Source organism: Bergeyella cardium (assembly GCF_009914665.1).
GTDB classification, from domain to species: domain Bacteria; phylum Bacteroidota; class Bacteroidia; order Flavobacteriales; family Weeksellaceae; genus Bergeyella_A; species Bergeyella_A cardium.
Map to the genome: position 1 here is coordinate 357,810 of NZ_CP029149.1, position 15,734 is coordinate 373,543.

The 15,734-nt window shown below is 39.0% G+C and carries 14 protein-coding genes; 3 read left to right on the forward strand and 11 right to left on the reverse strand.

Features of this window, described 5'->3' with window-relative positions; translation table 11 throughout:
- Position 1 precedes the first annotated feature (1 nt).
- From DBX24_RS01655 to mnmE, 3 genes are read right to left on the reverse strand one after another with little or no spacing between them, the layout of a single operon-like run.
- Positions 2-1,372 carry a restriction endonuclease subunit S gene (locus DBX24_RS01655; RefSeq protein ID WP_160223774.1) on the reverse strand — a complete coding sequence of 457 codons (1,371 nt, stop codon included), beginning with the start codon at positions 1,370-1,372 and terminating at the stop codon, positions 2-4.
- On the reverse strand, positions 1,359-3,620 hold the full coding sequence (locus DBX24_RS01660) for an N-6 DNA methylase (protein ID WP_160224674.1): 2,262 nt from the start codon (positions 3,618-3,620) through the stop codon (positions 1,359-1,361). Before DBX24_RS01660 ends, DBX24_RS01655 begins: the two co-directional genes overlap by 14 nt.
- Positions 3,621-3,646: 26 nt before the next feature.
- On the reverse strand, positions 3,647-5,047 hold the full coding sequence (mnmE, locus tag DBX24_RS01665; RefSeq protein WP_160223775.1) for a tRNA uridine-5-carboxymethylaminomethyl(34) synthesis GTPase MnmE: 1,401 nt from the start codon (positions 5,045-5,047) through the stop codon (positions 3,647-3,649).
- A gap of 142 nt (positions 5,048-5,189) precedes the next feature.
- Here mnmE and dacB point away from each other — a divergent pair, with 142 nt between their 5' ends.
- Both dacB and DBX24_RS01675 read left to right on the forward strand, forming a co-directional pair.
- On the forward strand, positions 5,190-6,551 hold the full coding sequence (gene dacB, locus DBX24_RS01670) for a D-alanyl-D-alanine carboxypeptidase/D-alanyl-D-alanine endopeptidase (protein WP_160223776.1): 1,362 nt from the start codon (positions 5,190-5,192) through the stop codon (positions 6,549-6,551).
- A gap of 22 nt (positions 6,552-6,573) precedes the next feature.
- The gene (locus DBX24_RS01675; RefSeq protein WP_160223777.1) at positions 6,574-7,737 is read left to right on the forward strand and encodes a sensor histidine kinase; all 1,164 of its coding nucleotides are present in this window, start codon (positions 6,574-6,576) and stop codon (positions 7,735-7,737) included.
- Positions 7,738-7,827: 90 nt separating this feature from the next.
- Here DBX24_RS01675 and DBX24_RS01680 read toward each other — a convergent pair whose 3' ends face one another.
- From DBX24_RS01680 to DBX24_RS01715, 8 genes are all read right to left on the reverse strand, one after another.
- On the reverse strand, positions 7,828-9,168 hold the full coding sequence (locus tag DBX24_RS01680; RefSeq protein WP_120488651.1) for a hemolysin family protein: 1,341 nt from the start codon (positions 9,166-9,168) through the stop codon (positions 7,828-7,830).
- Between the two features lie 170 nt (positions 9,169-9,338).
- Positions 9,339-10,202 (reverse strand): ATP synthase F1 subunit gamma, encoded by an 864-nt coding sequence (atpG, locus tag DBX24_RS01685; RefSeq protein WP_160223778.1) that lies wholly within the window; start codon positions 10,200-10,202, stop codon positions 9,339-9,341.
- A 54-nt stretch (positions 10,203-10,256) separates the two neighbouring features.
- Positions 10,257-11,834, reverse strand: a complete 1,578-nt coding sequence (gene atpA / locus DBX24_RS01690; protein WP_120488649.1) for a F0F1 ATP synthase subunit alpha — start codon at positions 11,832-11,834, stop codon at positions 10,257-10,259.
- Positions 11,835-11,853: 19 nt separating this feature from the next.
- On the reverse strand, positions 11,854-12,390 hold the full coding sequence (gene atpH, locus DBX24_RS01695; RefSeq protein WP_160223779.1) for an ATP synthase F1 subunit delta: 537 nt from the start codon (positions 12,388-12,390) through the stop codon (positions 11,854-11,856).
- Between the two features lies 1 nt (position 12,391).
- Complete coding sequence (locus DBX24_RS01700) at positions 12,392-12,886, reverse strand: F0F1 ATP synthase subunit B (RefSeq protein WP_160223780.1); 495 nt, start codon at positions 12,884-12,886, stop codon at positions 12,392-12,394.
- Positions 12,887-12,976: 90 nt separating this feature from the next.
- The gene (atpE, locus tag DBX24_RS01705; protein WP_120488646.1) at positions 12,977-13,186 is read right to left on the reverse strand and encodes an ATP synthase F0 subunit C; all 210 of its coding nucleotides are present in this window, start codon (positions 13,184-13,186) and stop codon (positions 12,977-12,979) included.
- A gap of 44 nt (positions 13,187-13,230) precedes the next feature.
- Positions 13,231-14,325 (reverse strand): F0F1 ATP synthase subunit A, encoded by a 1,095-nt coding sequence (atpB, locus tag DBX24_RS01710; RefSeq protein ID WP_120488645.1) that lies wholly within the window; start codon positions 14,323-14,325, stop codon positions 13,231-13,233.
- A gap of 89 nt (positions 14,326-14,414) precedes the next feature.
- Complete coding sequence (locus DBX24_RS01715; protein ID WP_160223781.1) at positions 14,415-14,777, reverse strand: hypothetical protein; 363 nt, start codon at positions 14,775-14,777, stop codon at positions 14,415-14,417.
- A 160-nt stretch (positions 14,778-14,937) separates the two neighbouring features.
- Between DBX24_RS01715 and clpP the strand changes: the two genes are divergently transcribed.
- The gene (clpP, locus tag DBX24_RS01720) at positions 14,938-15,627 is read left to right on the forward strand and encodes an ATP-dependent Clp endopeptidase proteolytic subunit ClpP (protein ID WP_120489675.1); all 690 of its coding nucleotides are present in this window, start codon (positions 14,938-14,940) and stop codon (positions 15,625-15,627) included.
- Positions 15,628-15,734: the final 107 nt, after the last annotated feature.

Here is a 15,734-nt window from a genome sequence, read left to right on the forward strand (position 1 = left end):
TTTAGCTGAATATAGTTTGTTCAAATTCTTGTTCTGCTTGTTGTTTTAGGAGTGTTGCTCGTTCTCGTAAGATTTTTATTTCATTTTTATAAGTGTCTATTTGGGTAATGATGGTTTGTTGTACTTGTAGGTTACTCAAAATAGGTATTCTTATCTTTAATAGATTATTAATTCCTAGTTCTGTTTGTTTTGTTGCTTGTGCTGATTTAATTTTATCTATTTGTGTTTGGATATATGAACTATTAAAAAGATCTACAAATAAAATCGGGTTATAGATAGATCTATTTAACCTTAGCAACAACATATGACTGTCATAAATCAACCCTTCATAATTCTTTGTAATATAAGTTGCTCTACCTATTGTCCCTTCTCCAGTTGAATTTACCAATATATCCCCTTCTTTAGTAAAAAAATCCTCATCAATATTATTATACCAATCCTCATCAATACTTTTTACAAAAGAAAAATCAATTGAATTCCAACGATTACATTTTTGATTCAATATAAATTTAGATGAAACTTCTGTATATTTAGGACTTTTCCCTCTAAAACAAGTAACAAGTAATTCAGGAAAATCACCAATTGAAGTTACTTCATATCGTGAAGAATGAAGCTCTTTATCTAACTTTATTTTATCTACTCCCCAAAAGTCCATTTTATAGAATTCAACAAATTGTAATCCTTTCTTTTTTGTTTTTTGTTCAGTTTTTTGTTCTATTCCTAAACTCTCAAACAGATAGCTTTCAATGTTTTTTTCTAAGGTTTCAGCTTGTTGCTCATAAGTTGTAGCTTGAGTTATTTTATCGTAATAGTTTTTTACAATGGTTTCTTGCTCGGATATTGAAGGAAGAGGAATTTCTAAAGTTAAAAACTTATCCATATCCATTCTCTGTCTATTAGTCGTCCCACTGCTACAAGATTTAGCAAAACCAACAAACAAATTAGTTTTAGCTAACAAAATCAAATAGTTTTTATTTACTAAATGATGATCAATATCAAATAAAGGAAAATCATTAGTAACAATTGCTCCATCTAATTCAGAAGGAATAAGCCCAAAAGCCCCATTCCTAGCATCTATTTTAGAAACTATCATCTGTCCTTCTTTTGCTATAAATTGTCTTTTAGTCCCTATATTTTTACCATATTCTTCATCACGAAGAACTACCCCATTAGCATTTATTTTTACTGTTACTCGTTTGTATAGTTTCTCATCTTCTATTATTATACTCTCATTATTTTTAACAAGTAGCTGACTTATTTTTAATACTCTATATTTTCTATTAAATTTATTAATAGTACCAAATAGAAAAGAAGCACTCCAACTTTCTATATTGCTAAATCCTACAAATTTTAATTTCTTATAAGTTTTCATACTTGCTTTTTTGATAGAAAATTTCGGGTTCACCAACTTCTTTATCTGCTATTTGAATGCGATATACAAACTCACCTTTTACATCGTACTGAACGCTTTCGGTAAGTTTTCCCCACAGATGATTTTCAGAAGAATATTTTTTAAATTCTTTAGCCAAGGGTTCTAATTCGTTATCTATACGAGCCCCTGTGGTACTAATACCTGCTTTTTCTACTTCGGCAATAGGAATAGTATAGTTAAACTCTTCTTTAACAATAGCTTTTATTTCTCGTTCCTTTTTTGCTTCGATATTTTTCTTTTCAGTTTTCAGTTGTTTTTCCTCTTCTGCAGGTAATGCTTCTTTGCCTTTTTTAGCTAATTTCTGTTGGATATTTGCTACTTCCTCTGCATATTTAGCTTCTATCGTGATAGTTGCTTTGCTCTTAATACTTGCATATTGTAGCGCTTCTTCTTCTGTAAATTTTTTAAAAAACAACAAACTAGGTTTTACCGTAGCGCCGCTTGCTATAAACACATCTTGAGGAATAGATACGATTAGCAATATTTTTGCTTTGCTTTCTACATAATCTCGTACTTTTTGTAAATTACTATTGTTAAGCACACCTTCAGGAAGTACTATCCCCATTCTACCTCCTGGTTTGAGCAGGTTCAAGCATCGTTCTATGAAAAGCACTTCAGTAAGGGTACTCATCGCCCCCATTTTATAGAGACTCACGAGAGGTTTCCCTATATTGTTATTCACTTGCTTTAATGCTTTATTATACTCATCACCATATCGTTTTTGGTATTTTTTGATACGTTCTTCATCTGTATATTTATCAGCTTCTGTAATTTTCAGTGATTTCTCTACACGTGCTCCAAAAGGAGGATTGGTAAGAATCACATCAAATCGGTTTTCAAAAATGCCGTTTACGTTTAGTAACCCATCATTGTGGTGTACCCCTCCGTGACCATCACCGTGCATTATCATATTCATTTTGGCGGTACGGCTCATTCTAGGGTTGGCATCGGTTCCAAAAATACAATCATAACTCAATGTTCTAATTCGGCTTTTGTCATTGTTGATATTGAGTTCTTCATTTAACTGAGAGAAGAATTTATTTACTCTGTCGTCTATTTTTTCTTTTTCAGCATCCGATAGTTTTTCATAGGTTTCAGTGTAATATTCTTGTTTAATGAGTTCTTTTTCTTGTTGGACTTTAGCTTCTATTTTTGCACGGACATACTCGAAGGCTTTTATTAAGAAACCACCTGAACCACAACAAGGGTCACAAATAGTTTCTGTTTCTTGAGGGTCTAAGACTTCCACCATAAAATCCACAATAGTCCGAGGAGTAAAAAATTGTCCTAATTCTCCTCTGAATGTTTTTCCCAAGAACTGTTCAAAAGCGATCCCTTTTACATCATCGGAAGTAGTGGAAAGATTGTATATTTCTAATTCTTTTACAATAGCTTCAAAGCTATTCTCTCGTATTCTAATGATTTCAGTAGGTTCAAAAAGGTCATCATCTATATAACTTTTTTTAGTCTGTTCAAATAAAAATTGATAGAAATCTTTTCTTTCATTAAATCTATATTTCTCAAAATCTATTTTCTCTTTTTTATATATATCTAATGAAAAAATTTGATTTTTAGAATTATCCCTCTCATAAATAGTTTTTATGAATAGGATTTTACTAATTTCATCAAAAGCCGCCTCTGGTGAGAGCTTATCATTATTTCGAATAATTGAATGACACTTATCTAATGTTTTAGTAAAATTTTCTCTTTGAAAAGTATTATTTTTATTTAATAATTTTTCTATTTCTTGAATATTTTGAGCCTCTTCTTTATTAGGAATATCTAAAATTTCTTCTACATTCTCAGAGTCAGTTCTGTATATTTTTGAATAAATCTTAGTTTGTTTAAAATTTGTTGCAACAAAAAATTTTGCTCCTATTTCCCTTGAAAAATCTAACCCTTTAAAATAATCTTCTTTTTTTATGATAACACTATCTGCTTTACATTGTATTACTATTAAAGGACTTTCATTATTAATTTTACTATTTTTATTTTTCCAAATAAGAATGCTATAGTTCAAATATATTCCTTGAACTTTACTATCTTGATCCATTTGTTTTAGATCAAAACCATAGGAATTAACCAAACGGCAAATGTATTCTTGTCGTACTTTTTCTTCAGGTTTCAATACTAACCATTTATCCTTTAATGGTGCAAAAATTTTATTATCTTTTATTTGAACTTCCATCATATTCTGATTTTAATAATGTATGATTATTTCCCAATACAAAACTTAGAAAATATATTCCCCAAGACCTCATCATTGGTAAATTCTCCAGAGATTTCGCCGAGATGCTCCAAAGCAGTGCGAAGTTCGTACGCCAAAAGCTCCGTCTGTATGCCCATTGAGACCGCTTCCTCCACTTTCTGAACAGAGTTAAAGGATTTTTGCAACGCCTCGTAATGTCTTTGATTGGTGATGACTACGGCATTCTCCTCGGTTTTGAGCTCTTCAACATAGTTGGCGAGTTCAGCTTTCAAAAGTTCAATATTGATATTATCACGAGCGGAAATTCCCATTATCGTATCGGTATAATAAGGGACAAGCTCGGCTTTCAGCTGTGCATCAAAAGAGTTAAGAGTAGGCTCTTCCCTATCCACGAGCTTATCAATCTTATTGTGCAGCAAGATTACCTTTAAATCCTCTCGATAAATCTCTTTTATAAAGCTAATGACCTCCTCTGCGGTGGAATCAAACTCATCATAAAGATAAAGGAGAATTTTCGCGGTGGAAATCTTTTCTTTGGCTTTCTTTACGCCTATTTCTTCGATTTTGTCCACCGTCTCGCGGATACCCGCCGTGTCTATAAACCTAAATGCCGTCCCCTTAATGTGCAGCACCTCCTCAATCGTGTCTCTGGTTGTACCCGCAATATCACTGACAATGGCTCTTTCCTCTTTCAAAAGGGCATTGAGAAGGGTAGATTTCCCAGCGTTGGGCTTGCCGATGATAGCTACATCTATCCCGTTTTTCATCGCGTTGCCGTATTGGAAGCTGTCGATAAGGCTTTGAAGTTTTGTTTTAAGATTTTGAAGCAATTGATTAAGGGCGGAGCGGTCGGCAAACTCTACATCTTCCTCCGAGAAGTCAAGCTCCAGCTCTATCAGCGAAGTGAAGTTCAGTAAGTCATTCCTTAGAATAGAAATCTCCTGCGAAATTCCACCTTTCAGTTGATTGAGCGCCATTTTTCTCGCTGCCTCGTTCTCCGAAGCAATAAGGTCGGCAATGGACTCCGCCTGCGAAAGGTCTATCCGACCATTCATAAAGGCACGCATTGTAAATTCGCCCGCCTTAGCCATCCTCGCACCGTTATTGATGAGCGCTTCAAGGATTCTTTTTGCAATATGCGGAGAGCCGTGGAAAGATATTTCCACAGAATTTTCAGCGGTAAAGGTTCTCGGAGCATAAAACACAGAGACCATCACCTCATCGATCACCTCATCATTATCTTTTATAAAACCATAATGAACGGTATGCGTCTTCACCGCCTCTAAATCTTTCCCCTCAAAAATTTTATTGGTAATACTCACAGCATCCTCACCCGAAATGCGGATAATGCCGATCGCCCCCACTCCATTAGCCGTAGCCAATGCACAAATAGTATCTTGATTCATAAGTGCAAAAATAAGAAAATCCTCCCTTTGGAGCAGAGGGCTTTGCTACTCGATATAATCTATAAAAAGACCTGTTTCAAGAAAGAGCAAAACACTGCAATCTGGAGAGAATTATTATATTTGATGACCAATTTTATAGCGAATGAACAGATTTTCTCTCTGGGCAGTATGTATTTCTGCTTTCAGCTTTGCCCAGAATATCAGCCAGAAATTAGATAAATCCATCAGCAATTTACTCAATACAAATGAAGCATACTCTGCTAATATCTCCTTTTTCGTAAGCGATAGCAAGGGAAACCTCATCTACGAATATCAAGGGAATAAAGGGCTCTCAACGGCTTCTACACAAAAAATCTTCTCAGCAGGTGCAGCGCTGGAGACTCTGGGGAGCAACTACCGATACACCACCACTGTATCCTATTCAGGAAAGGTAGAAAGCGGGAATGTCTCGGGGGATATTATCATCACCTCAAACGGAGACCCTACGCTCGGAAGCTGGCGATACGAAGGCTACAAACCCGAAGACTTTAAACAAAAATTGCTCTCTTCACTCACCCAAAACAATATCTCCAAAATCTCTGGGAATATCATAATTGATGATTCTTGGTTTGATTTGCAGACTATCCCTGGCGGATGGGCTTGGGACGACTTGGGGAACTACTACGGAGCAGGTGTGTGGGGAGTCAATTGGAGGGAAAATCAGTTTGACCTGAACATAAAAGGCAGCGAAATACAGTCCGCCAACATCCCCTTGCCCAATCTCCACTGGGCTTCTGAACTAAAGGCAAAGGGCAGTACAGACCAAAGCCTCATCTTCACTGCACCGCACTCGGAGGTAGCGCTTATCAATGGCAACCTGCCCTCTGGGAAGCTAATGACCGTATCTGGCGCTACCCCAAACCCACCGCTAAGCCTCGGCTATGAGGTGAAAAGCTGGCTCAAAGAAGCGCAAATCTCCTTCTCGGGAGAAATCCTCACTTCCTCTGGTGAAAAGTTCAAAGGCAATGCCTCTCCCCTACCTTCCTCAAGCACTAAGATTTTGGAGTACTACTCGCCCACGCTAGACAAGATCGTCTTCTGGTTTCTCAGAAAGAGCGTAAATCTCTACGGGGAGACCTTTATAAAGACCATTGCAAAAGAAAAAACAGGCGAAAGCAACTACAAAACAGGCATAGCATTGCTCAAAAACTTCTGGGCAAGCAAAGCGGGGATACACAAAGCAATGATAAATTTTGCAGACGGCAGTGGGCTCTCCCCACAGAACTATGTCTCCGCAAAAGCAGAAGTACAGGCGCTCCTCTGGGCAAAAAAGCAAAACTGGTTTAATGCCTTCTATGACGCCCTACCCACCCTAAACGGTATGAAGATGAAGAGCGGCACCATAAGAAATACCAAGTCTTTCGCGGGCTATCACAACGGCTACACCTTCTCCATCATCATCAATAATTACCAAGGGAATAATGCCACAGAAGCGCTCTACAAAGTATTAAACCACCTGAAATAAAACCCTCAACCAACAAAGAAAAATGAAAAGACGGCTCTATCTATCAAAGTTTAATGTTTGGCTCACTTATATCTTTTTTACGGGTATCGTTAGCGCCATCGTGGTCTATTCCATCTTTCTCGTAAAAGAATTAAGGGCAAGGGAGACCAACCGAATGGGCATCTTCGTAAAGGCAATGCAACTCCTGCAAGAGAACCCCACAAGCATCTCTCCCGATACTCAGGATTTGATTTTATCCATCCTCGAGGAGAATAACCAGCTGCCCGTTATCGTAACCGATAGTAGAAAACGCCCCATCATCAGCGAAGGCACTTTTAGAAACATCCCCGAAGACATCATTAAGGATAAAAACCATCTGAAAACCTACATCCAGCAGATGGAGAGCAACTATCCTCCCTTTGAAATAAAGCTGGCAAACAACGAGACCCAACTGGTATTCTACGATAATTCAGCATTGCTCAACAATCTCCAATATTACCCTTACTTCCTCGGGGTCTTCATCCTCTCCTACCTCATCGTCTCCATCTGGTTTATGCAAACAATGAAGCGCCGAGACGAGGGCTTCCTCTGGGCTGGGCTCGCCAAAGAAACCGCACACCAAATTGGTACTCCGCTATCGTCTATGATTGGCTGGACGGAGATTCTAAAGCTCGAAAATCCTAACAGCACAGGTATAGACGAAATAGAAAAGGACATCCTAAGGCTGAAAACCATCTCCGAGAGGTTCTCAAAAATAGGCTCCATACCCGAGCTGAAAGACTACAACCTCTCCGAAACCCTACGCCTCAATTTTGATTACTTAAAGAGCCGAATCTCCGCCAAAATTAATTTTACTCTAAGCCTCCCCGAGCAGGAAATCCTCATTCCTCACAACAGAATCCTCTTCAGCTGGGTGATAGAAAACCTTGTAAAAAACGCCGTAGATGCAATGAAAGGTATCGGCAGCCTGCACATCTCCCTCTACCAGAAAAACCACTCGATTTTTATGGATTTTAAAGACTCCGGCTGTGGTATGACGAGCAAACAAGCCCAGCGAATCTTCCTCCCAGGCTACTCCACCAAAAAACGAGGCTGGGGATTGGGGCTAAGCCTTGCCCAAAGGGTAATAAAAACCTACCACAAAGGGAAAATCTCCATTGCCGAAACCGAAATAAACAAAGGCACTACCTTCCGAATAAAGCTGTAAGTGGTAGGCAATAGGCTGTATGCGATTAGTTTGTAGTTAGTGGCTACTGGCAGTTAGTTTGTGATAAGTGGCTCCCCACGCTAGTGGGTGCTATTGGTTATTGGTGCTGTCATCGGATGGGGGTTGGTAGATGAGCTCGACCAATTCTACCCCCTTGTTTTGCATCTTGTGGATTTTAAAATGGTAATTCAGCAGGTTAAACTCTTGGTTCTCCTCTGGAATATCTTCGAGCTCGTGGAGAATAAAGCCCGCAAGGGTATTATAATCACCTTCATCGGAGAGCGGGAGCGCCTCTGGGAGGTGCTCGTTAATCTCTTCCAACGGTTGTGCTGCCTGCACCCAGTAGGTGTTTTCATCTACTTTTTCTACGATTTTCTCCTCGTCATCTTCCTCATCTTGGATTTCGCCCACGAGCTCCTCGAGGATATCTTCGAGGGTAATGATGCCCTCCGTACCGCCAAACTCATCAATGACGATAGCGAGGTGCATTTTCTTTGATTGGAAGACTTTCAGCAGGTCAGAAATCTTCTTACTCCCGACAACAAAGAATGCCTCGCGCATCAGTTCTCTAAGGTCAGAATGGCTGATATTCCCCGAGCGCTTTACATACTCGCGGATGATTTCCTTCGTATAGAGCACCCCGATGATGTTATCTATGGAGTCTTCATAGACGGGGATTCGGGAGTAGCCACTTTCCATAATGGTATTGAGGATATCGTCTATCGGGTCTTCTATGTCTATGGAATGGATATTCTGCCTCGGCACCATTATCTGCTTGGCAGAATGATCGGTGAAATCAAAAGCATTTTTAATGATTTCGTAATTCTCTTCTTCTATCTCGCCAGAATCTGCGCTCTGCTTTACCAAAAGCTGAAGTTCTTCGGTGGAATGAATATCGGAGTCGGAGGCTGGCGGTATGTTGATGAGCCTTAAAAACCCATTGGAAGTGGAGTTCATCAGCCAGATAAAAGGCTGAAAAAGGGTGGTAAATATCCTTAGCGGATAGGCAATAAACATTGCTGTGGGTTCTGACTTTCTTATCGCGATAGACTTAGGAACCAGCTCGCCAAACACAATATGGAGGATGGTAATAATAAGAAAACTGAGCACCAAAGAGAGGGTGGTGAGGAGGGTTTCATCTAAACCGATATTGAATGACAAGAAAAGTCGCTCGATAACGCTGTGCACGGCAGCCTCTCCTACCCAACCGAGCGCCAGAGAAGCAAGGGTAATCCCCAATTGAGTAGCGGAGAGATAGGCATCGAGCTTTTTAATGATATGCTCTGCCTGCTTTGCGAGAGGATTGCCCTCTGCTGCTTTTATTTGAATTTGAGAGTAGCGTACTTTTACGATTGAAAATTCGGCTGCCACGAAAAAGCCATTGAGAATAACAAGAAATAAAGCCAATAGTATCCTGACCGAGTCGTCCATTTTTATACGAAATATTAATCAGGACAAAGATATATATTTTTTTATAACTAAAATGCCCTAGGAAATTGGGATTCTAAACCTGCGATGAGATACGGCGGATAAAAAAACATCGGCTCTACAAGTAGAGCCGATGCGGTAATGATAATGTTCAATAAATTTAAAAATAAAAATTATGAATTTTTTAATGCTTCTGCGCCAGATACAATCTCGAGGATTTCGTTTGTAATCGCTGCCTGACGAGCTTTGTTGTAATAAATTACCAATTCGCTCTTCAGTGCCTGTGCATTATCGGTCGCTTTATGCATTGCCGTCATCCTCGCACCGTGCTCAGACGCTACAGAATCGAGCACCGCCTTGAAAAGTTGAGTTTTTATAGACTTAGGGATAAGGTTATCCAAAATCTCTGCACGGCTTGGCTCAAAGATATAATCTTTCTCTACTCCTACATCTTCGGTCTCTGGCATTGATATAGGGAGGAACTTCTCTGCCTGAACCTCCTGTGTAGCTGCATTGATAAACTTATTGTAGATAAGATATACTTCATCAAATTTACCTTCTACGAAGTCCTTCATCACAGAATAAGCTACGCTGGATACTGCATCGAAGGTGAGGTTATCGTATATCGCACTATGGTTTGCATATACTTCCTTCAATTTCTTTACAGCATCAAAAGCCTTTTTACCAATTGTAAGAACTTCTACTTCTACGCCTTCTTTAAGAGCTATCTGATGGTTGAGCTCTTTTATAACGGAGGAGTTGAAAGCCCCTGCAAGCCCTCTGTTGGAAGTAATCGCGATAAAGAGAACGCGCTTTACCTCTCTTGCCTGTGCATATACGGAGATATTATCAGGGTTTGAGCTTGAATTTACATTTTGGATAAGCTCTTGTAACTTTTCAGAATAAGGTCTGAGCATTACAATCGCATCTTGAGCTTTTTTGAGCTTAGCAGCAGATACCATTTTCATAGCGCTGGTGATCTGCATCGTAGATGAGATTGATGTAATTCTTCCTCTAATTTCTTTTAAGTTCGCCATTGTTTTATTGTATTAGTTGAAGGCTTAATCTCTTAAACCTTCAACAGTGAACCATTAATTATACTTCGCAGCGATGTCGTTTGCAGCTGCTTTCAATACACTTGTAATGTCTCCATCTATCTTACCTGCTTTGATGGCAGCCATAGTATCCGGATGCTTAGCTCTAAGGAATTCTACATATTCCTTCATAAACTCTTTTACCTTTCTTACAGGTACATTTCTAAGCAAGTTTTCTGTACCCGCATATACCATCGCTACCTGGTCTTCTACACGAAGCGGAGAGTTTACAGGCTGTTTAAGGATTTCCACATTCTTCTCACCTTTTGTAATAACGGAAAGTGTAGCGGCATCAAGGTCTGAACCGAATTTAGCAAATGCTTCAAGCTCCTTATACTGTGCTTGGTCAAGTTTTAATGTACCCGATACTTTTTTCATTGATTTAATCTGAGCATTTCCCCCTACTCTGGATACTGAGATACCCACATTAATCGCTGGTCTTACCCCAGAGTTAAACAAATCAGACTCCAAGAAAATCTGCCCATCTGTAATGGAGATAACATTGGTTGGGATATACGCGGAGACATCCCCTGCTTGGGTTTCAATAATCGGAAGAGCGGTAAGCGAACCACCACCTTTTACAACAGGTTTTAATGATTCTGGGAGGTCATTCATTTGCTTAGCAATTTCATCGTCTGCGATTACTTTTGCTGCTCTTTCCAATAAACGGGAGTGTAAGTAGAATACATCCCCAGGATATGCCTCACGACCTGGTGGTCTTCTCAATAATAGGGAAAGCTCACGATAAGCTACCGCCTGTTTAGATAAATCATCATAGACGATAAGGGCTGGGCGCCCTGTATCACGGAAGAACTCTCCGATAGCCGCACCTGCCATTGGTGCATATACCTGCATTGGTGCAGGGTCAGAAGCGTTTGCTGCTACTACTACAGTATAAGCGAGTGCTCCTTTGTCTGCCAAAGTCTGAACAATCTGAGCTACAGTAGAGCCTTTTTGCCCAACAGCAACATATATACAGAATACAGGCTCGCCTGCATCATAAAATTCTTTTTGATTAAGGATAGTATCGATAGCTACAGTAGTTTTCCCTGTCTGTCTATCTCCAATGATAAGCTCTCTCTGCCCTCTTCCGATAGGAATCATTGAGTCTACCGCTACGATACCTGTTTGTAATGGCTCATTTACTGGCTGACGATAAATAACCCCTGGAGCTTTTCTTTCCAATGGCATTTCATATAAATCACCAGTGATAGGTCCTTTACCATCAATAGGGTTACCAAGAGTATCTACCACCCTTCCGAGAAGCCCCTCTCCTACTTTAATAGAAGAGATTCTATTGGTTCTCTTTACAGTATCTCCTTCTTTTACGAGTTTAGATTCACCTAAAAGAGCGATACCTACATTATCTTCTTCAAGGTTTAATACAATACCTTCTACATCTGAAGAGAATTTTACCAACTCTCCGTATTGTACATTTTCAAGCCCATAAACACGAGCGATACCATCACCAATCGTTAGTACAGTACCAACTTCTTCAATATTAGATTGAGTATCAAAATTCGCTAATTGCTGTTTTAAAATAGCTGAAACTTCAGCTGGATTTATTTCTGCCATTGTGTGGTTGTTTTATCTTTTAATTTAACTGAAAGTTTTTCTTAATTTGATTTAACTTGGATTTTACGGAAGCATCAATCTGCTGATCTCCTACTCTTAGGATATACCCTCCCAGTATCTCTGGCTTGATGATAAGCTCAAGCTCATACTGAGAACCCTGAACCAGGGTTGTAGATTTTAAAATATGATCTACCGACTGAGAAGAGAGCTGTGTAGCAGTGGTAAGTGTAACCTTTTGCACATTATTTTCAGCATTAATTTTATTAATGTATTCCTGTGCTATCTCTTCCAAGTGAGATTCTCTACCTCTTGAAATCACCAGCTTTACAAAGTTCTGAGAAACGGGTGAGAAACCTTTGAAAATCTCTTGAACTACGGATAATTTCTTTTTATAGTCAATGAACGGAGTCTCTAAAAATCTCACCAAATCCTTAGATTCGGATAAGACTTTTATAATATCCTTCATTTCGGTGTAGATAGTCTGAGTCTGGTTTGATTCCTTTGCAAAATCAAGCAGTCCCTGAGCATATCTTCTTGCAACTTTACTCGTAAGCATATTAGTTATGGTTAGAGTTATTCAAATAGTTTTCTACCAAAGCATTTTGAGCATCAGAATTATCTAATTTCTGCTTTAATATTTGCTCAGCTATGCCTACAGAGAGAGCACCAATCTGGTTTTTAATATCTGCCATAGCTGCTGCTTTCTCTGCTTGAATGGTTTGCTTAGCCTGCTCGATAAGCTTCTCGCCTTCTGCTTTTGCTACATCTTGAGCTTCGCTTACAATTTTATCTTTTAATTCTCTTGCTTCTTTCAGGATAGCATCTCTTTCTATTTTCGCTTCACGGACGATTCTCTCGTTATCAGCTTTCAAGGACTCCATTTCTTTTCTTGCGAGTTTAGCCTGGTTAAGCGCATCTGTAATGGATACTTCTCTTTCATTTACAGCAGAAAGGATAGGCTTCCAAGCATATTTTGCTAAAAGAGCTACCAAGATGAGGAAGACAACAGCCGTCCAAAATATATTACCAATTGATGGGGTTAATAATTCCATTATATATATAAGTTTTTATGATTTACTTTTCTAACTTTTTATAAAGACCTCTGCAAACCAACCGTCTGCAGAGGTTCTTTAAATTGTCTATTATCCGTTACCAAGCATTGCTACTACGATACCGAATAGACCAGCACCTTCAATAAGAGCTGCTGCGATAATCATTGCAGTTTGGATTTTACCTGATTGCTCTGGTTGTCTTGCAATACCATCCATTGCAGAAGAACCAATTTTACCAATTCCAAATCCTACACCAAGAACAGCTAAACCTGCTCCAATTGCTGCGATACTACCTGTCATAATATTATAATTTAAAAAAGTTATTTAATTATTTATTTCTCTGATTAATGATCGTGATGAGGTTCCTCTACTGCTGAGCCTATAAAGAGGGCTGTAAGCATTGTAAAGATATACGCCTGTAGTGCTGCTACCAATACTTCAAGGGTATAGATAAAGAGAGACATACCTAATGCTACAGGAGCTATTGCATAAGTTTTCATAATAAAGATAAGTGCAAGTAAGCTCATAATAATGATATGCCCAGCCGTCATATTAGCAAAGAGACGAATCATCAATGCAAAAGGTTTTGTGATAATACCCAATAGCTCTACTGGAACGAGGATAAGATAAATCAAAATCTTTCCTCCGAAAGGCATTCCCTTACCGAGTGGATCAAACATATGCATCCAATAGGTTTTTCTACCGCTGAGGTTTACAATTAATAAAGTGAGTACAGAAAGCGTAAAGGTAAAAGCGATATTCCCCGTAGTATTGGCTGCGCCTGGGAAAAGCCCGAGAATATTAAGCACCCAAATAAAGAGGAACAGAGTAGTTAAATAAGGCACATACTTTCTATACCTAAGCGCTCCTATATTTTGCAATGCGATATCATCTCTCACAAAGAGTACAAGAGGCTCTATAAATTTGGCTATTCCAGAAGGAACTTGTGATTTTTTATAAGAAGATGCAGTAGCAAATCCTATTATTAATAAGATAAGGGCTGCTAAAAGCATTTGTGCTACATTCTTAGTAATAGATAAGTCAAGAGGTTTTAGATTTTCATCTGTCGGGTGATGGTGTTCATCTAATTTTAAATCTCCTGATGCATTGGTTTCGTATATTTTTTCGTGAAAAAGCACATAGTATTTACCGTCTTTCTCTACCACTTCACTCTTCCCTGCTTCATTAGAATGCCCAAATTCTGCTGAGCTGAATACCTTTAAACCATTATCCCAAAGAATAACTGGCAAGTTAAGCGTTACAGAGTTTTCTCCTTCTCCCCAAAAGTGCCAAGAATGCCCATCTTGAATATGGTGCATAATAAATGGTACGGGATTATACTTCTCCTCTTTCCCTGCTTCTGAATGCCCATTCTCACTGGAAAAACCAAGTGTAAATGTCAATAGCGAAAAGGCAATCAAGAGTCTTTTAAAATTCATAACTAAATGCTATTTCAAAATTTTCGCAAAAATAGAAAATAATAATTGAATCCTACAATTGTTTAGATAGATTTTATATGATTTTTATCCTATTTTTTCAAGAGCTTTATCAGCAGGAGAACCTCCGCCGCCAAATAAGCCCAATAAAGCATAAAATAAGAAAGTATTTCCTCCTTAAAATCCTTTTGGAAAACGGCAATATACCCCATTGCAAAGAGCTTAAAGACCACAAAGCCCAAGAACGCAAATCCTATGATAGCCGACTTATCCAATATATAAAGCGTAAGAAAAGTCATCACCCCTATAAATGCGGTAAAGAATATCAAAAAGTGTATTCTGTAGTTGAGAGAAATAATGCCCTGCACCTGCAAGAAATACTGAGCGAGGAATAAAAGCACAGCAAAGAGGATAAATACCAGAAAGGAATAGAGGGCAAATCTAGTTTTCTTCATACCTCGCAAAACTAAATATTTTTTCAGAATTAATACTTCTCAGCGGTTTTAAATAAAGATTAACCGCCTTGATAATAGATTTTATGCCAAATTGTCTACTTTTGCAATTGGGTATGTTTTTTGCCAAAACCGCCCCGCTATTCTTAAAAGAACAAAAACTATGGATATTAAAAAGGATTTTAGAGATTTCTCTGTAAAGCATCTGGGCAATAATGGCCTCGCTACCGACCAATATATGAATGCGTTTAACCCCACAAACCTCACGCCTTATATTATGGAGGAAAGGCGACTAAATGTAGCGCAAATGGATGTCTTCTCCCGACTGATGATGGACAGAATCATCTTCCTCGGGACGGGGATTGATGACCAAGTGGCAAACATCGTAACCGCACAGCTCCTCTTCTTAGAGAGTGCAGACCCAAGTAAAGACATTCAGATTTACATCAATTCACCAGGGGGCAGTGTATATGCAGGACTCGGAATTTATGACACAATGCAAATCATCAAGCCAGATGTAGCAACCATCTGCACGGGTATGGCAGCATCTATGGGGGCAGTTCTCCTCGTAGCAGGTGAAAAAGGCAAGCGCTCAGCACTAAAACACTCACGAGTGATGATTCATCAGCCGAGTGGTGGTGCTCAGGGAGTAGCTTCCGATATGGAAATCAACCTCAGAGAGATGCTAAAACTCAAAAAAGAACTCTACGAAATCATCTCCTCCCACTCTGGGCAGAGCTTCGATTGGGTAGAAAAGGCGTCCGACAGAGATTATTGGATGACCTCTGAAGAAGCAAAAGGCTTCGGAATGATAGACGAAGTACTACAAAAAGCAGCAAGTAATAAGCAGTAGGCTTAAAGCTCTCTGCAGCAGTTACAGGCGCCCCAAAGGGGCGCCTGTAACTGCTTATTGGCTACTGGCTTTTAGCTAATAGCTGTGGACGGTTATAGGCAGTAAGC